Source organism: Bradyrhizobium cedriense (assembly GCF_054602315.1).
Genome location: NZ_JBTSWB010000009.1, coordinates 335,772 through 358,944, shown reverse-complemented (window position 1 = coordinate 358,944; position 23,173 = coordinate 335,772). Strand labels below are relative to the sequence as shown.

26 protein-coding genes are annotated in these 23,173 nt (G+C 61.7%); all 26 read right to left on the bottom strand.

Annotated features, from left to right (window positions below):
- The 26 genes from ACYCVF_RS32085 to ACYCVF_RS31960 all read right to left on the bottom strand — a co-directional run bounded on the left by ACYCVF_RS32085 (window position 1) and on the right by ACYCVF_RS31960 (window position 23,045).
- Entirely contained in the window at window positions 1-282 is a 282-nt protein-coding gene (locus tag ACYCVF_RS32085) for a HypC/HybG/HupF family hydrogenase formation chaperone (protein WP_459606705.1), read from the bottom strand.
- 6 nt (window positions 283-288) lie between these two features.
- Window positions 289-2,709 carry a carbamoyltransferase HypF gene (gene hypF, locus ACYCVF_RS32080; protein ID WP_459606706.1) on the bottom strand — a complete coding sequence of 807 codons (2,421 nt, stop codon included), beginning with the start codon at window positions 2,707-2,709 and terminating at the stop codon, window positions 289-291.
- Window positions 2,706-3,908, bottom strand: a complete 1,203-nt coding sequence (locus ACYCVF_RS32075; RefSeq protein WP_459606707.1) for an NHL repeat-containing protein — start codon at window positions 3,906-3,908, stop codon at window positions 2,706-2,708. Before ACYCVF_RS32075 ends, hypF begins: the two co-directional genes overlap by 4 nt.
- Before the next feature lie 2 nt (window positions 3,909-3,910).
- A complete protein-coding gene (locus tag ACYCVF_RS32070; protein ID WP_459606708.1) occupies window positions 3,911-4,780 on the bottom strand; it encodes a NifU family protein in 870 nt (289 codons plus the stop codon).
- A 30-nt stretch (window positions 4,781-4,810) separates the two neighbouring features.
- Complete coding sequence (locus tag ACYCVF_RS32065; RefSeq protein ID WP_459606709.1) at window positions 4,811-5,035, bottom strand: hypothetical protein; 225 nt, start codon at window positions 5,033-5,035, stop codon at window positions 4,811-4,813.
- 11 nt (window positions 5,036-5,046) lie between these two features.
- Window positions 5,047-5,256 carry a hypothetical protein gene (locus tag ACYCVF_RS32060; RefSeq protein ID WP_459606710.1) on the bottom strand — a complete coding sequence of 70 codons (210 nt, stop codon included), beginning with the start codon at window positions 5,254-5,256 and terminating at the stop codon, window positions 5,047-5,049.
- The gene (locus ACYCVF_RS32055; protein ID WP_459606711.1) at window positions 5,253-6,059 is read right to left on the bottom strand and encodes a hypothetical protein; all 807 of its coding nucleotides are present in this window, start codon (window positions 6,057-6,059) and stop codon (window positions 5,253-5,255) included. The genes ACYCVF_RS32060 and ACYCVF_RS32055 overlap by 4 nt, the downstream gene beginning before the upstream one ends.
- Before the next feature lie 340 nt (window positions 6,060-6,399).
- The gene (locus ACYCVF_RS32050) at window positions 6,400-6,714 is read right to left on the bottom strand and encodes a hypothetical protein (RefSeq protein ID WP_459606712.1); all 315 of its coding nucleotides are present in this window, start codon (window positions 6,712-6,714) and stop codon (window positions 6,400-6,402) included.
- Window positions 6,714-7,202: a hydrogenase maturation protease gene (locus ACYCVF_RS32045; RefSeq protein WP_459606713.1), complete on the bottom strand. Its 489-nt coding sequence runs from the start codon at window positions 7,200-7,202 to the stop codon at window positions 6,714-6,716. Before ACYCVF_RS32045 ends, ACYCVF_RS32050 begins: the two co-directional genes overlap by 1 nt.
- 134 nt (window positions 7,203-7,336) lie before the next feature.
- Window positions 7,337-7,645 (bottom strand): hypothetical protein, encoded by a 309-nt coding sequence (locus ACYCVF_RS32040; RefSeq protein ID WP_459606714.1) that lies wholly within the window; start codon window positions 7,643-7,645, stop codon window positions 7,337-7,339.
- Window positions 7,646-7,681: 36 nt separating this feature from the next.
- Window positions 7,682-7,993, bottom strand: coding sequence for a hypothetical protein (locus ACYCVF_RS32035; protein ID WP_459606715.1), 312 nt, complete (start codon window positions 7,991-7,993; stop codon window positions 7,682-7,684).
- Between the two features lie 100 nt (window positions 7,994-8,093).
- On the bottom strand, window positions 8,094-9,692 hold the full coding sequence (locus ACYCVF_RS32030) for a nickel-dependent hydrogenase large subunit (RefSeq protein ID WP_459606716.1): 1,599 nt from the start codon (window positions 9,690-9,692) through the stop codon (window positions 8,094-8,096).
- 62 nt (window positions 9,693-9,754) lie between these two features.
- A complete protein-coding gene (locus ACYCVF_RS32025; RefSeq protein WP_459606717.1) occupies window positions 9,755-10,717 on the bottom strand; it encodes an NADH-quinone oxidoreductase subunit B family protein in 963 nt (320 codons plus the stop codon).
- 538 nt (window positions 10,718-11,255) lie between these two features.
- Complete coding sequence (locus tag ACYCVF_RS32020; RefSeq protein ID WP_459606718.1) at window positions 11,256-12,512, bottom strand: sigma-54 dependent transcriptional regulator; 1,257 nt, start codon at window positions 12,510-12,512, stop codon at window positions 11,256-11,258.
- A gap of 1,197 nt (window positions 12,513-13,709) precedes the next feature.
- Window positions 13,710-14,381 (bottom strand): 4-carboxy-4-hydroxy-2-oxoadipate aldolase/oxaloacetate decarboxylase, encoded by a 672-nt coding sequence (locus ACYCVF_RS32015; protein WP_459606719.1) that lies wholly within the window; start codon window positions 14,379-14,381, stop codon window positions 13,710-13,712.
- 92 nt (window positions 14,382-14,473) lie between these two features.
- Window positions 14,474-15,316: an ABC transporter substrate-binding protein gene (locus ACYCVF_RS32010; protein WP_459606720.1), complete on the bottom strand. Its 843-nt coding sequence runs from the start codon at window positions 15,314-15,316 to the stop codon at window positions 14,474-14,476.
- A 31-nt stretch (window positions 15,317-15,347) separates the two neighbouring features.
- Window positions 15,348-16,085 carry an amino acid ABC transporter ATP-binding protein gene (locus tag ACYCVF_RS32005; RefSeq protein WP_459606721.1) on the bottom strand — a complete coding sequence of 246 codons (738 nt, stop codon included), beginning with the start codon at window positions 16,083-16,085 and terminating at the stop codon, window positions 15,348-15,350.
- Window positions 16,082-16,855: an amino acid ABC transporter permease gene (locus tag ACYCVF_RS32000; protein WP_459606722.1), complete on the bottom strand. Its 774-nt coding sequence runs from the start codon at window positions 16,853-16,855 to the stop codon at window positions 16,082-16,084. The genes ACYCVF_RS32005 and ACYCVF_RS32000 overlap by 4 nt, the downstream gene beginning before the upstream one ends.
- A gap of 3 nt (window positions 16,856-16,858) precedes the next feature.
- Complete coding sequence (locus tag ACYCVF_RS31995) at window positions 16,859-17,560, bottom strand: amino acid ABC transporter permease (RefSeq protein WP_459606723.1); 702 nt, start codon at window positions 17,558-17,560, stop codon at window positions 16,859-16,861.
- Between the two features lie 9 nt (window positions 17,561-17,569).
- Window positions 17,570-18,334 carry an SDR family oxidoreductase gene (locus tag ACYCVF_RS31990; protein ID WP_459606724.1) on the bottom strand — a complete coding sequence of 255 codons (765 nt, stop codon included), beginning with the start codon at window positions 18,332-18,334 and terminating at the stop codon, window positions 17,570-17,572.
- 107 nt (window positions 18,335-18,441) lie between these two features.
- The gene (locus tag ACYCVF_RS31985; RefSeq protein ID WP_459606725.1) at window positions 18,442-19,212 is read right to left on the bottom strand and encodes a LamB/YcsF family protein; all 771 of its coding nucleotides are present in this window, start codon (window positions 19,210-19,212) and stop codon (window positions 18,442-18,444) included.
- Window positions 19,213-19,214: 2 nt separating this feature from the next.
- Window positions 19,215-19,622 carry a biotin/lipoyl-containing protein gene (locus ACYCVF_RS31980; protein WP_459606726.1) on the bottom strand — a complete coding sequence of 136 codons (408 nt, stop codon included), beginning with the start codon at window positions 19,620-19,622 and terminating at the stop codon, window positions 19,215-19,217.
- The gene (locus tag ACYCVF_RS31975; RefSeq protein WP_459606727.1) at window positions 19,622-20,605 is read right to left on the bottom strand and encodes a 5-oxoprolinase subunit C family protein; all 984 of its coding nucleotides are present in this window, start codon (window positions 20,603-20,605) and stop codon (window positions 19,622-19,624) included. The genes ACYCVF_RS31980 and ACYCVF_RS31975 overlap by 1 nt, the downstream gene beginning before the upstream one ends.
- The gene (pxpB, locus tag ACYCVF_RS31970) at window positions 20,602-21,261 is read right to left on the bottom strand and encodes a 5-oxoprolinase subunit PxpB (RefSeq protein WP_459606728.1); all 660 of its coding nucleotides are present in this window, start codon (window positions 21,259-21,261) and stop codon (window positions 20,602-20,604) included. The genes ACYCVF_RS31975 and pxpB overlap by 4 nt, the downstream gene beginning before the upstream one ends.
- Complete coding sequence (accC, locus tag ACYCVF_RS31965) at window positions 21,258-22,613, bottom strand: acetyl-CoA carboxylase biotin carboxylase subunit (protein ID WP_459606729.1); 1,356 nt, start codon at window positions 22,611-22,613, stop codon at window positions 21,258-21,260. Before accC ends, pxpB begins: the two co-directional genes overlap by 4 nt.
- Window positions 22,614-22,619: 6 nt before the next feature.
- Entirely contained in the window at window positions 22,620-23,045 is a 426-nt protein-coding gene (locus ACYCVF_RS31960) for an acetyl-CoA carboxylase biotin carboxyl carrier protein (RefSeq protein WP_459606730.1), read from the bottom strand.
- Window positions 23,046-23,173 lie beyond the last annotated feature (128 nt).

Sequence of the window (23,173 nt, the reverse complement as noted above, 5' to 3'; positions counted from 1 at the left end):
TTATTGGGCCGCCGACAACTTCATGGCCTCGATCTCGGCTTGTGCCTCGCCGAGCTCAATCAGGATTTTCAGGGTTTGCGCCGCTTCTTCCTCGTTAATCCGGCTCATGGCAAAGCCAACGTGCACCAGCACCCAATCGCCGACGCAGGATTCCACCGAGTGGTCGTCGTTGACGATACAGGCGATGTTGATTTGCCGCTTGACGCCGCCGACATCAACGGTCGCAAGCTTCTTAGCCACATCGTCGATCTTGACGATGCGTCCGGGGATGCCGAGACACATGGCGCGTTATCCTTCCGTTGAATTCTTTTTTGTATCGATCAGATGTGCAGCACCGATCGCTGCCTGGCCGAACGCAAGGCCGCCGTCGTTGGCGGGGACCTGCGCATGCGACAGCACGGCGAAATTTGCTTGCTCCAAGCGGCGGGTGACGTCCTCGAACAGAATACGGTTCTGGAAGCAGCCTCCCGACAACACGACGGTCGAGAAACGCGGCATTGCACCGTCCTCACGGCCGGCCAGTTTAGCGGCCATCGCCACGATCGATTTCGCCAACCCCTTGTGGAATCGCGCAGCCATGACCGGCAGAGGCGTATTCAGGATGAGATCGCCGAGCACGGCAGCCCACATTGCCCGCGGCTCAATATAGGGCAGGCCTGAACCACGCAGATTGGGGATCGTCACGGGATAGCCAAGTTCGTCGTCCTCATGCCGCATCGTGTCGAGATCGACCATGGCTTCCAGCCGTGCGGCGGCCTCGCCTTCATAGGCCTGACGTTCCCGGCAGATATCGAGCGCCGCCGCCACAGCGTCGAACAGCCGGCCGCAGGATGATGCCAGCGGCGCGTTGATTGCGTTTTTGATCATCGCATCGAGCATGGCGCGCGGCCTGGCCGCGAGGTCGTCATGCAAATCAAGCTGTTCGAAATTCATCGCAAATTCAGGCCATGTCATCTCGGCCATCAGGTGGGCATACAAATTTCGCCAGGGCTCGCGTGCGGCCTGTGCTCCGCCGATCATTGCGACCGGCTTGAACGTGCCGAGCCGCTGATAGCGCCGGTAATCGGCAAGCAGGAATTCCCCGCCCCACAGCGTGCCGTCGCCACCCCAACCTAGCCCGTCGAGCACAATGCCGAGCACCGCGGGGGCATCCAGCGGATAATTGTTCTCGGCGAGACAAGAGGCAACATGCGCGTGATGATGCTGAACCTCGATGACCGGCAAGGCGTCGTCGACAGCACGCTGGCGGACAAGTTTCGACGACAGATATTCCGGATGCAGGTCGGCAACCAGGGCGGCCGGTGCGTGATCGAACAGCCGGGCATAGAGTGCAAGATTTTTTCGGTAGTCGTCGAAGGTTCGCGCGTCTTCAAGATCACCCTGATGTTGCGACAGGATTGCCGCGCCGTCCTTGAGGAGGCAGAAGGTCGCCTTCAGCTCGCCGCCCATCGCCAGCACTTCTGGCGCGGCGTCGAACCCCGCGGGCAGCCGAATGGTGTCCGGGGCGTATCCGCGCGCCCGGCGCAGCATGCGTGCCCGACCGCCGACAACGCGCACTACGGAATCGTCGATGCGGTTGGCTATTTCACGATCATGTGTCAGCGCATAAGCGGCGATGCCACTAAGTCGCTTACACGCCTCGTCGTCTGAAATTACCTGCGGCTCGTCGGACAGGTTGCCGCTGGTCATCACCACAGGCCTTGTCATGCGCCGCAGCATCAAGTGATGCATCGGCGTGGTCGGCAGCATGAAGCCGAGGGTTGCAAGGTGAGGCGCGACCACGTTCGGCAGTTTTTCAACCCCGTCGGCGCGCAGCAGAACGATCGGCGCCGACGGCCCGGTCAGCGCCGCCTGCTCCTGCGGACTGACGGTACAGTATCGCCTGATCACATCGAGGTCGCGCGCCATCAGCGCGAACGGCTTGGCATCGCGCCGCTTCAGCTGGCGTAACCTTGCCACGACATCGGCCTTGGTGGCGTCACAGGCGAGCTGATAGCCGCCGATGCCCTTGATCGCGACAATCTCGCCGCTCTTGATCAGACCGCAGGCGGCGTCGACATCATCCATCATCGAGAACTGGTCGAAGCTGAACGCTCTGCCGTCGAACCGCACCAGCCTCGCCTTCGGTCCGCAGACATGGCAAGCGATGGCTTGTGCATGGAAGCGACGATCGGCAGGATCGTCGTACTCTGCGCGGCATTCGTGACACATCGCGAACGGCATCATCGCGGTGCGCGTGCGGTCATAGGGAATGGCGTTGACGATGCTCAGCCGCGGTCCGCAATGGGTGCAGTTGGTAAAGGGATAACGGTACCTCCGTTCGAATGGGCTGGTGATTTCCTCCACACAGGCCGCACAAATTGCGGCATCCGGCGCGACCTGGGTATGCGCGCGGCCGCCCAAGCTCTCCGCCACAGTGAATTCGTCCGGCATCGTGCCGTAACAGGGCTCCGTCTCAATTACATCGATGCGAGCAAGCGGCGGCGGTTCACGCCGGAGCCGCGCGATCAGAGTGCCGATGGCGGCTTCACTGCCAAGGGCGCGGATCAGAACGCCGTCGGCGTCGTTGCGGACGTCGCCCGAGAGGCCGAGCTCGCGCGCATAGCGCCAGACCGTCGGGCGGAAGCCGACGCCCTGGACACGGCCACGCACGCGAATCTGCGTCGCGACGCGATCGTTCACCTGCGCGATGTTGCCGTGCCGGATCACGATGCGGCCTCCCAAAAGAGAACGCGATTGTTGCCAGCGTCGGCCACGACCAGCAGATTACCGCATGCCGAAGCACTGTAGGGCCAACACAGGCTGTCGCGCGAGGCCGCGTGCCAGCGATTGTCGCCCTTGTCCGAAAACATCGGCTGCCCGGCGAGCGCGAGCGCCGACGAATCCATCGCAAGTCCGTCCAGTTCAAATCCGAGCAGCCGTGAATTCGCGGTATCGGTCACGACGAGCATGCCGTTCTGCACGGTGAGGCCGTACGGCATGTTCATCGCGCTGGAGGTTGGATGGTAGGATGCACGATTGTGGTCGAGCCCTGTGAAATCGGCCTGGCCCAGCACGAAATCGCAAGCCTGCCCGACGGCCTGCGGAAACGTCCGCCACGCCATGACACGGTTGTTGCCGGCATCGGACACAAACAGCATGTCACCGGAGGTCGCAATGCCGTGCGGCCAACGCATGCCGAGCGCCCCCCCACCCTCGCCCGCATTGTCGTCGCGGCTGACGAAATCGCGCTGTCCCAGCACCAGATCAGCGGGCGCACCGTTTTCGGTCGGTATTCCGGTCCAGATCAGCGCGCGGCGGTTGCCCGTGTCGCAGACGATCAATCTGCCGTCCACGATCGCGACGCCGTAACACCAGTTCAAGCTATCGGCGCGCGGTGCGTTGGAACCGCGATTTGCATGTCCGCCGGAAAAATCAGCCTGGCCGAGCACGACGTCGGCCGGCCGGTTCGAAGCTTGCGGATAGCCGTGCCAGATCAGGACGCGGTGATTCCAGGCGTCGGCAACGGCAAGCATTCCATCGGATACGGCGACCCCGGTCGGCATGTTGAGCGTCGCCGCACCGACCTCGCCCTTGGCGTTGCGGCCTTCACGCGCGAAATCCGGTTGGCCGATTATAAAATCGGCCTCGGCCTGATCGTTGGTTGGCGGCGTTCGCCAGATCATGAGACGGTGATGGCCGGTGTCACACACAAACAGCGGACCTCGTTCGCTCGCCAAGCAAGCCCCGCGCGGGCCGAACAGCGTGGTGGGGCCAGGCACGATCGATCGCGCCAGCCCGTTCGGAAGGGCTTCGCCGCCAAGAACGATGCGCGCACCGCGGGGCGACAGCAGCGGTCGCGCCACGTGGTTGTCGCCGACCCGGGCAAGGGCCTTGTACAGGCGGCTGGGGGCGAACGAGACCTGCATGGCTAAACCGAGAGCCTCACTTCGACGCGGGGACCTATAACGCGCACAGCATGCGACTGCAGCGCAACCTCAGGAGCGGTCAGACATTCGCCGCTCGAGAGGTCATACTGAAAACCGTGATGTGGACAGGTGATGATGCCATTCTCGACGTCGCCGTCGTGGATTGGAAAGCCGAGATGTGCGCAGGCATTCTGGAAGCAGGTGACGGTCGCGCCGTTGCGCGACAACAGCACCTTTTCTCCGCCGAGGGTGATCGACAGAACCGACCCTTCCGGAATGTCGGCCAGCAAGCCCGCCGACGTCCAGCTGCCGTTCGCGCCCAGCGCGAACGGACTAACGAAGCGCACGCCGCTCTCGTCCGAACCGCCAATCCCTTTGACCTGAACGATCTCGGTGATCTCAGGACAGGCGTCCTGAACCGCCTTCTTGACGCCGGCATGGAAGGTCAGCGCGGAGGCAGGACAGCCGTCACACGCGCCGATGAAGCGCACTTCCACCTTGGGCGGATTCACCTTGACGAGTTCGACATCGCCACCATGCGAAGCCAGCATCGGCCGGATGCCCACCAGAGCTGCTTCGACACGTTCGTTCAGACTCGCCTTGACGATCTGATGCCGGCGCAAGACGGCATAGACGACCTCGTCGGCGAGGGAGTTCTTCATGGCCGCGAGCGCAGCGGGATCGGTCTTGAGCGCCCGGATAAGCCGCCGAAATGCCTCACCCTCAAGTGCCTCGATCGCCCGCTTGTAGGCGCCTACCGCCGCCTGTTGAGCATCGTCCCATGTCGCAAATATGGTTTCGAGACGCTCGATATCGCCGACAAAGCCGGCGAGATCGTCACGCGTCGTCGAAGCCATATCGTGAGCGTTCATGTTGTACTCACTGGTGTGCGCTCGGTTGCATCATCGATAACGCAGATTTCGAAACAGATACGGCTGCAAGCCCCCGCCAAGCAGCGCCGCAATAGGTGCCGCAATCCACAACGGCGCTCCCGCTCTGGCGAGTCCGACCAGCAGCAAGGCCGTCACGGCAACGCCGATCAGAATCATCTGGTAGGCCTTCATCGGATCGGCGAACAACTTGCCACGAAAAAACAGGACGATTGAGTTTTGAGCCATGGCCCACATAGAGTCTTTCCTCAGCCGATGATTGCGAGAGCGACGAGTCCAACGATAACGCCGGGGATACCGGCAAGCGGCCCGTAGAATCCCCCAACGAGCGCTGCAAGTTCGTTCCCCAATACCTTGCGGCCTATCAGCAGCCCACCGATGGAGCCGCCGGCGATCGACGCGGCAACGCCCAAGACGAGCGAAACGACCAGCATTTCGGGTGAAGAAGGAAGGGTCATGGAATCGGCGGCTCCTGGTTCGTTGGGTTCACGATTGGATCGATGATGCCGGCGTGGTGCCCGTTGGTGGGCGATAACGCCAAGATCTCGCGCTCGAGCTGGTTGAATGCCTCTGCGACAATGCGCGCCTTCTCCAGCTCGCCATGCGCCATGAAGATCTGTCGCGCTTCAGCGTAATAGGCTTTCGCTTGTGCAAGGTTGCTTCGATTGCCGCTATCAGCGTCGGCGGGATCGTCGGGCAAATTCCACAGGCAATTTGCCTTGTTGGAGACAGTATTTGCGTATTCCATCGGGGTGGTCGCCGGCGTGCGGACCTTGAGCGCCTCGTCGTAGGCTTGGAGCGCGCGCAGGTTGTTCTCCAGCGCGTGACTTGACGAGACATATTGCAGCGCGTTGCCGAGATTGTTTTGCAGCATCGCGTATTCGGTCGGGTTATCGATCAGGGTGACGACCTTGAGGGCCTCTTCGAAGGCTTGCACCGCCAGCGCCTCTCGCATCTTTCCGCGCTCGTCCGTCATTGGCATCGACAGGAAAGCGGTGGCGAGGTTGTTCTGCAGGATTGCGAACTCCTGGGGAAAGGCGGTCCGGGTAAACGTTCGGAGCGCGCGTTGATAGGCCGAGATCGCATCCGTGATTCTCGCCCGGCCAGCGCCGGCCAAGTTCTGCAGCACCAAACCGAAATTCATCTCGGCTTCGGCGAGTTCTTCGCGACCGCCGAAATCGTTTAGGGTCGGGATGGCCTGTTCGTAGATCAAGCGCGCTTGATCGAGTGACGCCGTGCTCTCTTCCGGAATGGCCTGCAACGCGGTGCCTTTGCGCGCCAGGATTCGTGCCGACAGAAGCCGCATATCTTCGGGACAGATTGCCAATGCCTTGTCGTAGAGCGCAACTGCGGCGTGCAGCTGGTCGGGCGATTTGGGCTGCTGCTGCAGACCTATCGCAATCTCCATGAGCATCTCGGCACGCTCGGAGGGACTTGCCTCAGCGTCTTCAGCAGCCGCGAGCGCTGCACGCACTTCCTCGCCGACAAGACTTGGATTCACTGGCTTTCCCCCCACCGCGCTTTTTTGGCAGCACGTTTGGTGCAAGCACAGCCTAACAGAGCCAACTCGTGGCTGTCTACATGTTATGCGTTATGCAAACTTAGTTTACATTAAAGGCGTCGGCCGCGATAAGCGCACCCTGGGCCGTCGACCAGGATGCCGGCAGTTGCCGGACGATGTTTTCAGCGATGCCGTGCGCGCGAAAGAAATCCGGGGCCTGAACGACCCGGTCTCCGTGCCTGTTACGGAGCTTGAGAAGGTAGCCGCCTGCGGCGGCATGACGGACCGGCAGGATGCAGAGCTCGTTGTCGCGACGCAGCAGGATAACAGTGTCCAGCCTAGCAAAATAACGATCGTAGGTCTCGGGGCCGAGATAGAGCGCGCCACGCTCGAGCCTGACGACCGCGACCGCCACTACAATGCCGCCCGTCGTGCGGCGAGGCGGGATTCGATCAACCCGCTAATGCGATCCGTGACCTTCGCAACTGCGGCGGACACCGCCGGTGACAGGCCGATCCCTAGATCAACGGTCTGCGCCTCGATCAGCAACACCATGACGTCGGATGGAAAATCCTCACGGAAGATCTTACGGCCGGCAAACAGCGCGTGGTCCCAGCGGAAATCGTGCAGATTGAACGAGGCTTCGTAGCGCTGTTCCAGTTCGCTGCCCGGCACCTCAAAAATGGCGCCCGGTTCGGAGCCCGAACGGCAGGCATCGACGACGATCAGCGTCCGGCAACCGCGCGCAGCGAACATCGTCGCCATGCCGTCGGTGCCGGCAGCCAACAGACGAATATTGGCCGAATCTGCTCCCGCTCCACGGGCTTCCAGCAGACGCAGCACCTCAATGCCCGCACCATCGTCAAGGCGATTCGAATTTCCACATCCGATGACCACGATCACGGGAAGCTCCTGGGCTAATCATCCCTCCGCGCGACGCCGCGTCGATTGCCTGGTGTCCGCGGTCCATGAAGCCCGGCCGAATTGAACCATAGGATGACGTACTGACGGCGCTCCGGCAAGATCGCAACGTGGATCTAGATGCGCCAGAGCCTGCACGACCATTCGGGCTCGACCGGTACATCGAGTTCAGGCAGCTCGCAATATCGACGGTGGACCTTGTAGTACATGCATGTTTCACAGGGCTGCTCGATATCCCCGTGCACGATCGTCGTGAGCGTAAATCCTCCGATGGCGAGCTTGGCCGTCAGGTCGTTGCCCGCCGCCTTCAGCCGGGACACGATGGCCTGAATCTGTTCGTCCGAATCGGCCCGCGGAAACACCTCGGTCTTGAGGCCGCCGGCGAGAAGAAGGCGGATATCGTTTCGCACCTTTTCGTCGCTCACGCTTTCCTCCTGCGATCGTCGTCGGCGGCTGCGGCATCAGATCCGCCAAAGCCGGCACCACCATTCCGGCTCGACCGGCACCGCGAGCTCGGGCAGATCGCACCATTTCCGGTGCACCAGATAGTACATACACTCCAGACAGCGCTGCCGATCCGGGCCGAAAGGGTGGTTCACAAATCCCCCGACGACCAGCTTGCCTTCGAGATCCTTCGGATCGAGCTGGCGAAGCTGGAGCAGGATGTCGGCAAACTCCCGGTCGGTCTCGGGAAAGGGCTCGACCTGCGTCTTGAGCCCCTTCTCCAGCAGTTCGGCAATCGACTTGAGCACAGCCCCGTTGTCGGACGCCATACGCGACCGCCTTTCGCTCTCAAGAATTCAGTCCACGAGACTCGCCCCGGCAATCAAGGCACCAGCCAGCGCATTAAGATCCGGATCCAACCGCGATTGGTCAGGCCGTTCGAAACCGCGCCAACTCTTCGCCCGTCTTTGCATCATGAGCATGAACCGTGCAAACAAGACATGAATCGTAGGAGCGGCAGACGTGGCCGACCTCGACAGGATCATGCGGATCCCTGATTGGCGATCCGATCAGGGCCTGCTCCATTGGACCGCGAATGCCGTCGGCGGACCTTGGACCGACATTCCAGGTCGTGGGCGCGATAATCTGGTAGTTCTTGATCTTGCCGTCCTTGACCTCGATCCAATGGCAAAGCGCGCCGCGGATCGCCTCCGTGGCCCCCCAGCCACGGCCGTCCCGCTCCGTCGGCTTGATATACCAGGGGTCGTTGAGGCGAAATTCCTTCAAGGCGTGTTCCGCCTGACGATACAGCTTGACGCCTTCGTGCATGCGGGCGAAGTGCCGTAACATCACGCTCGCACCTCCTATCTTCCTGTGCATATCGAGCACGAGCGGATCATAATGTTGCCAGGACTCTCCGTGCTTGCCGCCGGCGATGAGCTGGCGCGACAGCGGCCCGGCCTCCAGCCGCCCCGCCTCGTCGTGGCGCACGGCCGTCGACCAGGAATACTGGCCGTCCATGTTGACCGTGTTCTTCTGCGTCGGCACCGTCTTGCGATCGAACGGATGCACGCCGCCTGGCTCGTCGTACCAGGAATGCGCCGTGTCTTCGCGGGTGAATTTCTGGTCCATCAGCCTGAAGCTGCCAGCTTTGCCGTCATACACACCGCTCTTCATGATCAGGGCGGCGTTACGTCCATCGATCGTCGGCTTTTGATATTTGTCTTCATGAGGCAGGTAGCCCCACGACACGAACCTTTCGTGCCCCTTCCCAAACTTGTCCATGCCGCAATCGATGCTCATTCGCCAGAACATGCCCAGATCCGAATTCGCATGCTCCGGCTTCTCGTCCAACCAGGCCATGAAGTCGTCGTAGGACTGGATCTCTTCGTAACGCTCCAGCGAACAACCGAGCCAGATCTTTTCCATCCAGTCCCGGCGGAAATACTCCAGGATCGACCATGCCCGGGTCACGTCGGTCAGCGTCGGCGCGCACATCACGCCGCCGGGGACCATGTAACTTGAGTGCGGCCATTGGCCGCCCAACAATGCATAAATCTCAACAGGCTTTCCGGAGATCGTGACACCGATCTCGTAATTCTTTCCGGTGAACGGCGCCCACCGTTTGACGGCCTCTTCATAGTATTTCGACTTGGCGTAGTTCTTGTTGGTGTAGTCGATCATGAACAGACCGTAGTGATGGCGCGGCAGGCTCTGGAGGCTCTCGACAAGCTGGCCGAGATTGCGTGCCAGAATCGCATTGCGTGGCACTTGCGTTTGCCACGCGGTATCGAGCGCCCATGCCGCGCAAGTCAGGTGAGACGCACCGCAGATGCCGCACGCGCGTGGCGTCACCACCAAGCCGGCCTGGGGATCCTTGTCACGCAGGATCACCTCGAAGCCGCGAAAAAGCTCGGCCTGGGTCCAGGCATCGACGACGACGCCATCCTGAATATTGACGCGGACGTCGAGGTCGCCTTCGACGCGGCCGACGGGCGAGATATCAAGGGTCTGAACAGCTGAGGGCATGGGACCATATCCTGAATTTGCAAAAGGAAAATTCTTGCCGTGGTCGGTCGAGCTGTCGCGGCTCAAACGACGAAGATGTCTTCCTCTGCCCAGGCAGGAGACGCCGCCTTCGCCGCCGCGGTGAGCTTGATGTAGCCGGCTTTATCGACACCAAGCGGCATGTCCTTGGGGACGCCCATCAGGGTCTGCGTCTTGAAGACGGTGCCCGGCATGAGATCGAAGAAGGGGAATTCCGGCTCCGTGCAGCCCATGCATGGCATTCCGGCGCGCGTCTTTGAGGATTGGCGATTCCACAAGATGCGGTTGCACGGCGAATGGGTCATCGGACCGCGGCACCCGAGATCGTAGAACAGGCAACCCTTGCGCTGCCCGTATTCGGTCGCCGAGACCTTGTAGGCAAAGTGCATGTTGCGGGTGCAGCCGGTCTGGGTAAAGCTCGTGAAGAAGGTCTTGGGCCGCTGGAATTCATCGAGCGACAGATCGCCGCCCCGCCCCGTGGCTACTGCAACGACGATCTGCGTAATCCAGTCGGGATGCGCAGGGCATCCTGGGACGTTGATCACAGGCAAACCGGCCTTGGATTTGTAGCCGCCACCGAGGAAGCCGCCGTGCTTGCGCTTCAGAAATTGCAGCCCGACACTGTCGGACGGATTGGGCGCCGTTGCGGGAATGCCGCCCCACGTCGCGCAGTCCCCGACAGCGACAGTATAGCCGGCAACCTTCGCGAGGTCGGCGACCCAGTCCTTCATCGGTCGTCCCGCAAACCGATTCCACTCGCCCGTGCCGTTCGGCGCGTTGACCACCGTGCCTTCAAACACGAAGATGTCGAGCGTCATCGCGCCGGACACGAGCGTATCCAGCAGCTTCCTGAGATTCTCTCCAAGCTCCATGCCCAGCGATGGATGCCAGAGGACGTTGATGCCAAAGTCTGTCACCAGATCGCAGGCGCTCGGCTCCTCGGCATTGAGGAACGACATCGTATTGCCGGAGCAAGCCCCGCCCTGGAGCCAAAGAAGATTAGCCATCAATTTCCTCCACCATGTTTTATCGCCAAGGAGCGCTTAAAAGATGTGGAGAGCAAAACCCGTGCCGTACAGCGTGGACTGGAAAAGGTCCATGCGCTACAGCAACTTAACGAGCGCCACAAGAGATCTGCGATCAGCGTTGCAAAGGCTGATGCGTGCAAACCAACTTAGCTGTGAAAAGTTAGTTTGCAAAATCTGCGGTCGAGAAGCACTTGCAGCAAACTTTCTCCGCGATGGCCGCCACCAGTAAAAGCAATCGACGGTGGGCACCTCCAGCGGCGTCAGCCATGACGATTGCCGCACGCCGGGCAGGTGACCTCCAACAGATATCCGTACCAGATTCCGCGACACCGGCTACACCAATGCCCCGTGGCCTGACGCTCGGGCAGGCCCAGAGTCTTCGAGAGCGGGCTGGTACCAAGCTCCCGGAAGGGCTCGTTGCCTCCGGCCGGCGTGACCCGCGATTGCGGAAATCGGACGATTTGGGCCGATGAATCGCTCTTGCTGACTTTCTCGTCATCAGACATCGCGAAATCCCTCAGCTGGCTTCATCAAGACCATATCGTTTGATCTTGTTGGCAAGACCAACGCGCGAAAGCCCAAGTTCGTTCGCGGCGCGGCTTTGATTCCAGCGATGACGCGTCAGCGCCTCGTTGAGAATTTGCTTTTCAAGACTCTCGACCTTGTCTTTCAGGGTCGCTCCTTGCGGCATGAAAGCAAGCGCCGTGCTCACGCGCGCGCGTGGCGGAGCGGCAAGAATGGACGGCGACAGATACTTCGTCGTGAGGTATTCGCCCTCGTCAGCGAGCGAGACCATCCTGCGAATTTCATTTTCGAGCTCGCGAACATTGCCCGGAAAGTCAAACGCCGCTAGCTTTTCGAGAACGCTGGCCGAAATACCCAGAATCTTCCGGCCGATCGCGTCGGCATGTTTGGCCGCAAAGAACTCCGCCAGTGGAGGAATGTCGGCCGGCCGGTCACGAAGCGGCGGCACCTCGAGCTCGAAACCCTTAAGGCGGAAATAGAGATCCTGTCGATATTTTCCGGCCGCCACGAGGGAGCGTAGCGGCCGGTTCGAGGCCGCAATGATACGGAGGTTACAGGTCTGAGTCTTATCGGAGCCGAGCGGCTTGACTTCGCCCTCCTGAAGAAAACGAAGCAAGCTCACTTGAAAGGACGGCGACACCTCCGAAATCTCGTCGAGGAAGACCGTTCCGCCGTCGCCGGCACGAAACAGGCCAAGACGATCGGAGATGGCACCCGTAAATGCACCGCGCTTGTGACCGAACAGCTCCGAATGAAGCAATTCATCGGACATGCCGCCACAGTTCTGAACCATCAGCGGACTAGCCTTGCGAGCGGAGTTGTAGTGGATTGCGCGCGCCAGTAACTCCTTTCCGGTCCCCGTCTCACCCTGAATCAGAATCGGCAACTCCGTTCGCGCAGCCTTGCGGGCTAGATCGCAAAGTTCGCTCAGCTTTTCGCTGACATAGACGAGCTTCTCAAATCGCTGGCTTTCGGCATGCAGCAAGACGCCATTGCGGGGATGAACCCGCATTGAATCGCCTGGAACCTTGAATTCGCGCGACAGCATGCGATGGCGGCGCGACAGTTCGCGCGACTCCAGGCCGCGCTCGACCACTAGGCCGATTTGCTTTGCATCCAAAGGCTTGCGCACAAATTGATAGATTGCGGCAGGCGAGATCGCCTGCTGTGTTAGTTCCGTTTTGGCGTCCAACGCGAGGACACGGACGATCTCGGGATGAGTGACTCGCAAGTTGGCGAGAAACGTCAATCCATCTCCATTTGGACCGTGTTCGGCAAGAACGATGTCAACGTGCGCGTCCGACAATGCGCTTGCGGCTTCTTCCCCAGATCGGGCCGACAGCACCCTGTAGCCATAGTCCTCGGACAAGACTAGGGCGGCCGCGGACCATTGCGGACCTCCTCGTGACAGGAAAAGAACGGTACCTAGCGTTTCCATGCAATTTTTCTTGCCAAATTGGAAACTTCCTTAACAGTAACGCAGATGCCGTTCAATCGCTTTGAGATCGTGGCTCGCTCCAGGCAAAGCAAGGCACGGGTCTCGGTGGCGATGAACCGGGTCTGGCGTTCCGTCGGGCACAGGGACAAGGTCGCCATAGAGCCCGACACCGGCCATCCGCGTTCCGTGACCTTACCATGCCATGCCGGGGTGTCGTCGCTGCCCCAGGCGGGCTGATTGTGTGGCAGTCTTCGGTCGCAAGTGCGGGTTCAATCAAGGAATGAGTTCGACGCACACCGATGTCAAGAACGCAAACCGCGACATCCTGGTCCGCTGGCGTCACGTGCCCGGGCAATTCACGACTCCAATCTCGCTGCTCGCGTCCCAAGGCAAATGAAGAAGGACGGTGTATCTTTCGCGCGCCGCAATTCGGCCACGACATCGCTGTGAGCAACAAGCCGATCCAGCGTTGCTACGCCAGCGAGCCCAAGCATGACCTCCCGCTCCGGAAACTTGACCGTATGGGTACACAGGGTGAGATCCAGCGCTTGGGCGATGCGCGCGAAATTCTCCCGGCGTCCCTTGCGCAGCCAAATTTCCCACCAAACCTATTCGGTTGGTTGCTGCGGAAAAGCGCATCGATCGCGCCGTCGCCAGGCGCATGGTCTCAATCCGCGTTTCAAGCGGTTCGTTTTCGCGGCCTTTCTTTTTGGTGTCAGAGTCACGATAGACCTCCACCTTCTGCAGATAATAGTTCTCCGCTTGTTGTCGAAGGAAAACCGAAGCACGCAGCCCTCGTTCTCCTAGCGATTCATGAACCGCGACAGCTTCCATCTTTTGCGCGCCAAGCTATTGGAATTGCTGAATCTAGATCAAATGGCCAATCGACGGCGGTTTCCAAATGAGGAAGCAGCTCTCGCCAGAATGTAAGGCAACCGCGACAGCTCGCACTAAGCAGCACCAGAAGTCGCAACGCCAGCGGCCCCTTTTTCGATGTCTGCCTTCGAGTCAGCCGTAGGTGCAATTCTTGGCGGCAAGGACTTTGTCCATTCCCGACAGTTCGAGGATATTTCCCTTCGCTTCCAGCGCCGCCATCATCCGCGCTTCCTTGGCCTCTCGCTCGGCAGAGGCCTTCGAGACCGCCGCAATGTTGCTCTTGGGCACGACGACCACACCATCGTCGTCTGCGCTGACGAGATCACCCGGATTGACGGCAACACCGCCGATCACGATCGGCTGGTTGATCGTGCCTAGCGTCTCTTTGACCGTGCCCTTCATGGACAAGCCGTAGCAGAAGACGTTGAAGCCACGCTTGCGGATCGCCAGGCCGTCGCGCACGCCCGCATCAGTTACGAGACCGACGATGCCCTTCGCCATGCAGGCCGTCGTCAACACCTCGCCGAACCCTCCCTGCTCCGGATGATCCGCTGCACTGACCACCAGCACATCATTGGGCTGGGCAAGACTGATCGCCGTGATGAGCATGAGATTGTCGCCCGGATGGCAGCTGACGGTCAGTGCCGGCCCGCAGGCGCGCATCCCCGAATAGATCGGCTTGATGCGCGAAGTCAAAGCGCCCGTGCGCCCCTGCGCTTCATGCAGCGTCGACGGCGCATATTGCGAGATGTCCTTCACTGCAGCCGGATCGGGCCGCTCGAACGATCGAATGACGTGAACCATTGTGTCGTTTCCGTTGCTTTGTTGGTGGATTGGTTAGCGCCGGATGGCGGAGACCGCCACCCAGGTTGGCTAATCGCGGCGTAAGCAGCACATCACGGTATCGGCGTGAACTTCAGCTGGCTGAACGGAACGACCTTCTCCGTCCGCGTCAGACGGTATTCGGTGTCTGGTCCCAGCCACTTGTTCCAGAGCTGATTGATCTCGCCGGCGCCGTCCATCGCGACGAGCGTCTCATTGATCTTGGCGAGCAGTGCCGGTTCGTCCTTCTTCATTCCGACACCGATCGGCTCGAGCAGCATGGGGTCGTCGATCATCTTCAGTTCGACACCGCCCTTCTTCGATTCGGCGACCAGCTTCACGATGGTCATCGTGTTGGCGACCATCCCGGTGGCCTTGTTCTGCTGGACCGCCATGAAGACGGATCCGGTGTCCTGAAACACGAGGGGATCGGACCCGTTGAGCTTGATCGACAATTCCGACGTCGAACCCTTGGTGGAGGCCAGCCGCTTGCCCTTGAAATCGTCCTTGGTCTTGCCGGGATCGGTCGCCCTCACCGCCAGCATTTCCTTGGCGATGTAGTAGGGATCACTGAACTGGATCTGCTCGGAACGACCTAACGTGTAGGCGAGATTTGCGACCGCGACGTCAACGTGCCCAAGCTTGACCTCGGGAACACGTGCTTCTACCGACAGCGGCGTGATCTTGGCAGTCACACCGAGCCGCTTGGCGATGGCGCCGCACAAATCGACGTCAAACCCGACCATCTCGCGCGTCTTAGGATCGGGCGCCGCGAACGGCGGAACATCTGCGAACGTCCCACAACGCAGTTCCTTGCGCTGCATGATCTCCTGAAGCTGATCAGCTCGCGCCGCACCGGCCCCCGCAAGGCCTGCGGCTACGAGAGCGGCTATTAGTAACGGGGTGGTCGAATTCATGTGGTCCTCCTCCAACAAATCGACGATGAAATTAGTGGCGCGTGCGCAAATCCGACAGGAAGCGCTTGGCGCGCGGGTGCTCCGGATTGCCGAAAAACTTGTCCGGCGTCGCAATCTCGACGATGCGGCCGGCATCCATGAACCAGACGCGGTCGGCCACTTCGCGCGCGAAACCCATCTCGTGGGTCACGCACATCATGGTCATTCCTTCGTTCGCGAGGCTGCGCATGACTGCGAGAACCTCGCCGACCATTTCCGGATCTAGCGCACTGGTTGGCTCGTCGAACAGCATCGCCGGGGGCTCCATCGCCAGCGCGCGGGCGATCGCGACGCGCTGCTGCTGACCGCCGGACAGTTGCGCCGGATGCGCTGACGCCTTCGATGCCAGCCCGACCCGATCCAGCAGCAACATAGCCTTGTCGTGGGCCGTGCTACGATCGACACCTTTGATCTTCATCGGCGACATCATGATATTGTCGAGCACGGACAGATGGGGAAAAAGGTTGAAGCTCTGGAACACAAAGCCGATGTGACTACGCAAGCGGTTGAGCTGCGTCCCGCTCATCCGGGCGTGGACGTTCTGATCGTTGAACATGAGCTCACCGGATTGAATTTCCTCCAGCCGATTGACCGTCCGGATCAGGGTCGACTTGCCCGAGCCGGACGGACCGCAAACGACCACGACCTCGCCACGCTTCACCTCGGCGTTGATATCGGCAAGCGCCTGATAGCTGCCGTACCACTTGTTGACGTTTCGGAATTTTATCATTGAATGATCTCCTGAACGCTCTCGGGCCCAATCGCTGTAGTGTCAACGGCGGTTGCCTGATCGGCGGCGCCATGTCCCGCACGCTTTGCGGCGATGCGCCGCTCCAGCCAGTTCGCGAGCTGCGTCAGCGTCCAACAGACCGTGAAATAGATGATAGCAAGAACGAAGAAGACCTCGAACGGCTTGCTCAGAAGCTGGTTGTTGATCTGGCTGGCCGCGAACGTCAGCTCGGGAACGTTGATGACGTAGGCCAGCGTCGTTTCCTTGATGGTGGCCACGAACTGGCTGAGAATGCTCGGGATCATGTTGTAGAGCGCCTGGGGCAGAATGACGTAGCGCATTGCCGAAATGTGACTATGGCCAAGTGCGCGCGCCGCATCCGCCTGTCCCCTGGGGAGAGCCTGAATGCCGGCACGAACGATCTCGCTCAGAAATGCCGCCTCGTAGACGACCAGTGTGCAGACCATCGCCACAAAGCCCGGCACGATACGTCCGATCAGTAGCGGCAGCAGAAAGTAGACCCAGAAGATAATCATCAAGAGCGGCACGCCGCGCATGACATAGACGAGCGTCGTGGCAGGCCAGCTCAAGATAGGCCAGGGAGAAATCCGGGCGAGCGCCATCAGAATGCTCAGCGGAAAGGCTAGGCCGATGCCGAGAATCGACAGTATCAGCGTCGCAGCAATGCCACCGAGAGGACCATTCGGAAACTGTCCGATCAGCAAGAGCAGCCAGTTGTCCGTGACGATCTTGTATATATTGATCAGCATGGGTCAGGAGGCTCCCACCCGAAGCGACCGACGGCTCAGCCAGGCGCCAGCCGCCATCAGCAGCAGCGAACACGCGAGATAGACGATCGTCGCGATCAGATAGGTTTCGAACGTGCGGAAGCTCTGGTTTTCGACCTCCTTCACCGCATGCATCAGTTCGGTGACGCCGATCGCGACTGCAAGGCTGCTGTTCTTGAACAGCGAAACCGTATGGTTGATGAGCGGGGGCAGCGCGTTGCGCACCGCCTGCGGCATCATCACATAGCGCATCGCACTGATATAACCGTGCCCGAGCGCCTTTGCCGCCTCCATCTGTCCGGCTGCAACCGACCGCAGGCCGGAGCGCAAATCCTCGCTGAAATAGGCCGCCTGACACAGGCCGAGCCCGATCACGGCGAAGATTGCTTCACCGTTGTGCACGCTGATCCAGTCCTGAAGCGCAAGTGGAAGCAGGCTCGATATGCCGAAATACCACAGCATCAGCTGCACGAGCGTGGGCACGTTCTGGTGATAGGAGATGTAGGTGGCGACTGCGCGGTCCGCGATCCGGCTCGGCGCCAGCCGAATGACGAGCAGCACAAGGCCGAGGCTCATCGCGAGCAGCCAGGAGCCGATTGCCACCACGAGCGTCATCTCGAATCCGTCGAGCAGCATCCGTCCGTATTCGGGATTGAGCAGGATCGCTGAGAGATCGAGGCTGCTCATTGTGAGGACTCAGCGGCTCGGCTCGGCAGCAGACGCGGCGCCCTTCGCAGTCGACAGTCCGCCGGGGACCTGAAGCGTCGGGGTGATTTCCATGTATCCGACATTGACGGTAATGGGCGCGGCGATCGCAAATGCGATGGCGTCTGCGATATCTTTCGCTTCGGGCAGCTCGTAGCCTTCAATGAAGCGCTCGTAGGTCTCCTTCGAGGCGCCGTGGACATGGGCAAAGATGCCGGTGGCCACGCGGCCGGGGCAGATCTCGGTGACGCGAACCCGGCGGCCGAACACGTCGATGCGGAGCTGGCTCGACAGCATGCTGATGCCGGCCTTGGTCGCGTGGTAGGAGGAGTTTCCACCAAAATTGTAGGCGCCGGCGATCGAGCTGATGTTGACGATGTGGCCACGGTCGCGCGCAGCCATGCCGGGCACGATCAGGCGGCAGAGATGCAAGGCCGCACGCAGATTCACGTCGACGATGAGGTCGATGTCCTCTGCGTCGGCTTTCAGAAACGGCTTGGGCCGATCGACGCCGGCATTGTTGACGAGGATGTCGAACTCGACCTCCTTGGCAAGCGTCGTTACGCCAGCGAGATCCGTCACATCGAGCGCGTGCGCGATGCAGCCGGTGCGACGTGCCAGCTCCTCGAGCGCGTTCGCGCTGCGCGCCAGAGCGTGCACTTCCAGGCCCTCGCTGCGCAGTCGTTCGACAACAGCAGCGCCGATACCGGAAGAGGCACCGGTGACGAGGGCCTTTCGATAATCGGAGAACGGCATGGGCTGTCCTTGAGCTCGATGGTTTACGTTATCTCCTCGCCGCCAGCCCGGCTAAGACGGATTATCTGTGGCGCGATAAGGCTGCCTTATGTCCGGGCATGCTCATCTCAGCGGCACCCTTGTCGCGAAATGGGCACAATGCTGGCGCCGCTGGCCACTACCTCTTCGCGGATGGCTCTCGCCAGTTCGACGGCGCCGTCGGTATCGCCATGCAGCAGAATGCTGGCGGGGCGCATCGCCAGCGTGTTGCCGCTATGGGTCACAACGTCGCCCTGGCGCAGAATACGTTTGACCCGCTCAAGCACGTGGGCGCGGTCGTGGATCACCGATCCGGCAAGCTTGCGCAAGACCAAGAGGCCGTCGTCATCATAGGCGCGATCGGCCAGAAAGGTTATCGCGGCCTGCAAGCCGCAATCGCTGGCGGCCGCTTCCATGGCGCGGCTTGCCGAGGTGAGCAGGATCAGTTTCGGATCGAAGGTCGCAACGGCGCGCACCAGGGCGGCCGCCAGGGTATGATCTGCGGCTACCATATTCCCGAGCGCACCGTGAAAGCTCATATGCGTCATCCGCGCGCCGCGCGCGCGGCAGATGCCGTCGAGCGCTCCAAGCTGGTAGGTCACGATCGCGGCGAGCTCGGTGATATCGATCTGCATGGCGCGGCGGCCAAAGCCCTGGCGATCGGGAAAGCCGACATGGGCGCCGATGTCGACGCCGCGCGCCATGGCGAGCTCGACGGTGCGCTGCATGATCAGCGGATCGCCCGCATGAAATCCGCAAGCTAGGTTGGCCGAGGACAGCACGTCGAGGAGCGCGGTGTCGTCGCCCATGCGCCAGGGCCCATAGCCCTCGGCAAGATCGGCATTGAGGTCGATGTTCATGGTCAAGCCTCGCTCGCGATGTCTGAAAGTCGGGCGATCTCGGCGCCAAACCCGACGAGCGCGCCCTCTTCTGCCACCACCTCGACGACAACCCCGTCACAGGGCGCGTCGATCGGAACCAGCAGCGCGCCAACTTGTAGTAGCGCGACCGTCTGGCCGGCGCGAACCAGGCTTCCACAGGGCGCAAACGGAACGCGACCCATCGGATGGCCGAGCAGCACGGTTCCCACCATTGGCGCCTTCACGGTAGTGGCGGCGTCGGCTCGCGCGGCATCCGCTGACTTCACCAGAAGTCCTTGCTGGATGGCTCGCCCGAGACGTAGATGGCGATCCGGCCCGCTCAGTTCGAGGTAGTCGATGCCCGCTTCGGCGAGCCAGGACGAGAGCTGGTCGACATGCTGGAACGGCATCAGTGCCCTCCCCGCCATGCACGGAAAAGACCGACCAGGCGCCGCGTTTCGGCAAGCCAGCGCTCGTTGGCATCCTGAGCCGCGACGGCCTCAGCCCAGGTCGCCTCGACAAAGCGGATGCGGCTGCCGATCGGCGCCTGCCCGAGACGCCACAAGTCGGCGTGGATGACAGTTCCAATCTTGGGATAGCCGCCGGATGGCTGGGCATCGCGCATCTGGACGATAGGCTGACCGCCATGCGGCACCTGGATCACCCCCGGCACGATCCCGTGCGAGCGCAATTCCAGCGGCACCTTGGGCATCAATGGCGTGCCCTCGAGCCGGAACCCGTAGCGATCGCTTTGCGGCGAAATCCGCCACGGCTCGTTCCACAGACTTGCCTGGGCCTGCGGCGCATAGGCCTCGTATTCGGCGGCGCGAAGCACCCGTACGGCTGGCAGGCCATCCACCATCAGCTGCATCGCCAACGCTGGCGGATTGAGGCCCACGCGTGCACCCCCTGCCCGAAATAGTCCGGTCGCAATCTTATCGCCTGTACGAAGGGCGCGGCCCTCCAGACCACCAAATTCACCACGCAGCTGCGTGCTGCGCGACCCCAGCACCGATGGCACATCGACCCCGCCGGCAACGCAAAGATAGGCGCGGCTCGCGGCCCAGCCATCTCGCCGGGGAAGTCCGAGATGAAGCACCTGTCCGGCCCCGGCATAGTGCACACACCATGGCAGGATCGCCAGATCATCGAGTTTCGCGTCGCAATCTGCTCCCGTCACGGCGAACGCGATGTCCTCCAGCAAGCGGATCCGAAACGGAAAAATCTGGATCTCGATTGCCGCCGCATCATCGGGATTGCCGAGCAGAATGTTGCCTGCCGCGACTGCAAGGTCATCCATGGCCCCTGAGGTACCGACGCCCCATTTGAGCGCCCCCCTGCGGCCAAGATCCTGAATTGTCGCAAGCCCGCCGGTGGCGATGATCTCAATCATCGGATCACCGTCGCGATGCGAAAGCGGATGCTGTCACCGGGACGCAGCAGCGCCGGCGGGTCGCTGGCCGGGTCAAAGAAACGCATCTCGGTGCTGCCGATCGTGTTCCAGCCGCTCGGCCCGGGCGAGGCGGACACGCCGGTCTGACCGCCGCCGATCGAGACCGCGCCTCCCGGAATCCTCAGCGTGGGGGTCTTGCGCCGCGGCGTCGCGATCCGCTGGTCCATGCCACCGAGATAGCAATAGCCGGGATGACTGCCGAGCGCGTAGACGTGATAGATCGGCGCACTATGGATTTCGGCGATGTCGTCGAGGCTCAAACCCGTATGCGCGACGACGTCGGCGACATGCGGCCCGCCCTCGCCGCCATAGACCACCGGCAGCTCGATCAGCCGGCCTTCCAGCTTGAGCGCCGAGGCGCTGGCCCAGGCCGACCGTAACCTCGCTTCGATCGAAGTGAGCGAGCTGGGGGGACGCACAAAGCTGAGCATGACGTTGTTCATGCCCGGTACGGCCTCGCGAATTTCAGGCCATTGCCCGGCTTCCTCGGCCAGCGCCCAGATCCGCCGCTGCGTGTCGAGCTCCGTTGGACCTGGCGCATCGAACAGCAAGGCGCTCGTTCCGAGCAGGCTAATCCGGGGCTCATCGGTGCTCATGCGCGAAGTGCTCCCTCGCGCAGGCGGCGTTCGAGATAGTGGATGTCGACAGCCCCGGAGCTGAATGCCGGGTCCGAGGCGATGCGGCGATGCAGCGGCAAGTTGGTGGAGATTCCCGACACGCTCATTTCATCGAGCGCGAGCCGCAGGCGCGCCAACGCGTCAGCACGATCATCGCCATGGACGATCAGCTTTGCGATCATGGAATCGTAGTGCGGCGAGACCGTGTAGCCGGCCCCGGCATGGGTGTCGACACGCACACCGTAGCCGCCCGGCAGCTCCCAGCCGGTGATGCGGCCCGGTGACGGCGCGAAGCTATCCGGGTTCTCGGCATTGATCCGGCACTCGAAGGCATGCCCGCGGCAGCGAATATCTGCTTGCGTCAACGCCAGCCGCTCCCCGCGCGCGACGCGGATCTGCTGCTGGACGATGTCGATCCCGGCCGTCATCTCGGTGACGGGATGCTCGACCTGCAGCCGCGTGTTCATTTCGATGAAATAGAATGCGCCGTCTTCGAACAGGAATTCGAAGGTGCCGAGCCCCTGGTACTGGATCTGCCGGCAGGCCCGCGCGCAGCGCTCGCCGATCGCGGCAATGAGCGCATCCGCGATTCCCGGCGCGGGCGCCTCTTCGATGACCTTCTGGTGCCGGCGCTGGAGCGAGCAGTCCCGGCTGCCGAGCCAAAGCGCCTGACCATGCCCATCGGCGAGCACCTGGATTTCGACGTGCCGGGGATGGGTCAGGAATTTTTCGATGTAGACTTCGCCGTTGTCGAAGGCGCGTCGCGCTTCCTCACGCGTGACCGCGAGCGCTTCGAGCAGCGCAGCCTCCTCGGTGACGATCCGCATCCCTCGCCCGCCACCTCCGCCTGCGGCTTTGACGATGACGGGATAGCCGATCTCCCGGGCCAGGCGACGAACGGCCTCTGGATCTTCCGGCAAGGCCGCATCGGGGCCGGGAACGCAGGGCACGCCCGCCATGCGCATGGCTTTCTTGGCGGCGACCTTGTCGCCCATGGTTCGAATGCAGGCGGCGGAAGGACCGATGAAGGTCAGGCCGGCCTCGCTGACGCGCTCGGCGAACAGGGCGTTCTCGGCGAGAAATCCATATCCGGGGTGAATGGCTTCAGCCCCCGCCGCCTTGGCTGCGAGCAAGATGGCGGCCTGATCGAGATAGCTATGCGACGCCGCGGCCGGACCGATGCAGACCGCGACATCCGCGCGTTCGACATAGGGCGCATCGCGATCGGCCTCGGAATAGACGACGATGGTGCGCAGGCCGAGGCTCCGACACGCCCGCTGGATACGAAGCGCAATCTCCCCGCGGTTTGCGATCAGAACGGACTCGAACATGGTACCTCAGACGGTGCGCATCAGCGGCTGACCTGCGTCGACAAGGGTTCCGGGAGCGACGAGGATCGCTTCGACGATCCCGTCCCGTTCGGCGCGGATTTCGATGAACGTCTTCATCGCCTCGATAACACAGACCACCATGCCGGCCTTGATCGCCTGACCGACCTCGACATAGGGCGGCTGATCCGGTGCGGGGCGCAAATAGACGATGCCGGAAAGCGGCGCACAGATCTCTGGCGCTGCCGCGGGCACTTCTGTCGACGCGTTCGGACGAGACGGCGATCGGTCGGGAGCCGCAACCGGGGATACGGAATGGCTTGGCAGGCCATTGCGCACCAAGCGAAGCGTCCAGCCGTCCTTGCTCGCCTCGAGCTCGGCAAGGTCGGACGACGCCATCGCGTCAATGAACGCCCTGATCTGCGCCAGGTCCATCGGCGCCTACCGATCGGAGAAATGGGTATCAAACATGAGCAAAGGCTAGCGCGCGATGCGGACGCACACCAAGACGGAATGTTTTTGACCCGATAAGAGGTGCTTATGTCCCGGGGCTCGCATCCGCA

Excerpts from the sequence above, each read along its gene's own strand:
- ACYCVF_RS32035 (WP_459606715.1), bottom strand. The coding sequence starts at position 7,993 with ATGGCGTCCGACAACGGGGCTGTGCTCAAGTCGATTGCCGAACTGCTG.
- ACYCVF_RS32010 (WP_459606720.1), bottom strand. The coding sequence starts at position 15,316 with ATGAATTCGACCACCCCGTTACTAATAGCCGCTCTCGTAGCCGCAGGC.
- ACYCVF_RS32075 (WP_459606707.1), bottom strand. The coding sequence starts at position 3,908 with ATGCAGGTCTCGTTCGCCCCCAGCCGCCTGTACAAGGCCCTTGCCCGG.
- pxpB (WP_459606728.1), bottom strand. The coding sequence starts at position 21,261 with ATGAGCACCGATGAGCCCCGGATTAGCCTGCTCGGAACGAGCGCCTTG.
- ACYCVF_RS31995 (WP_459606723.1), bottom strand. The coding sequence starts at position 17,560 with ATGAGCAGCCTCGATCTCTCAGCGATCCTGCTCAATCCCGAATACGGA.
- ACYCVF_RS31985 (WP_459606725.1), bottom strand. The coding sequence starts at position 19,212 with ATGAACATCGACCTCAATGCCGATCTTGCCGAGGGCTATGGGCCCTGG.
- ACYCVF_RS32005 (WP_459606721.1), bottom strand. The coding sequence starts at position 16,085 with ATGATAAAATTCCGAAACGTCAACAAGTGGTACGGCAGCTATCAGGCG.
- accC (WP_459606729.1), bottom strand. The coding sequence starts at position 22,613 with ATGTTCGAGTCCGTTCTGATCGCAAACCGCGGGGAGATTGCGCTTCGT.
- ACYCVF_RS32085 (WP_459606705.1), bottom strand. The coding sequence starts at position 282 with ATGTGTCTCGGCATCCCCGGACGCATCGTCAAGATCGACGATGTGGCT.
- ACYCVF_RS32000 (WP_459606722.1), bottom strand. The coding sequence starts at position 16,855 with ATGCTGATCAATATATACAAGATCGTCACGGACAACTGGCTGCTCTTG.
- ACYCVF_RS31960 (WP_459606730.1), bottom strand. The coding sequence starts at position 23,045 with ATGGACCTGGCGCAGATCAGGGCGTTCATTGACGCGATGGCGTCGTCC.
- ACYCVF_RS32015 (WP_459606719.1), bottom strand. The coding sequence starts at position 14,381 with ATGGTTCACGTCATTCGATCGTTCGAGCGGCCCGATCCGGCTGCAGTG.
- ACYCVF_RS32030 (WP_459606716.1), bottom strand. The coding sequence starts at position 9,692 with ATGCCCTCAGCTGTTCAGACCCTTGATATCTCGCCCGTCGGCCGCGTC.
- ACYCVF_RS31975 (WP_459606727.1), bottom strand. The coding sequence starts at position 20,605 with ATGATTGAGATCATCGCCACCGGCGGGCTTGCGACAATTCAGGATCTT.
- ACYCVF_RS32060 (WP_459606710.1), bottom strand. The coding sequence starts at position 5,256 with ATGACCCTTCCTTCTTCACCCGAAATGCTGGTCGTTTCGCTCGTCTTG.
- ACYCVF_RS31990 (WP_459606724.1), bottom strand. The coding sequence starts at position 18,334 with ATGCCGTTCTCCGATTATCGAAAGGCCCTCGTCACCGGTGCCTCTTCC.
- ACYCVF_RS32070 (WP_459606708.1), bottom strand. The coding sequence starts at position 4,780 with ATGAACGCTCACGATATGGCTTCGACGACGCGTGACGATCTCGCCGGC.
- ACYCVF_RS32065 (WP_459606709.1), bottom strand. The coding sequence starts at position 5,035 with ATGTGGGCCATGGCTCAAAACTCAATCGTCCTGTTTTTTCGTGGCAAG.
- ACYCVF_RS32025 (WP_459606717.1), bottom strand. The coding sequence starts at position 10,717 with ATGGCTAATCTTCTTTGGCTCCAGGGCGGGGCTTGCTCCGGCAATACG.
- ACYCVF_RS31980 (WP_459606726.1), bottom strand. The coding sequence starts at position 19,622 with ATGCCGTTCCAGCATGTCGACCAGCTCTCGTCCTGGCTCGCCGAAGCG.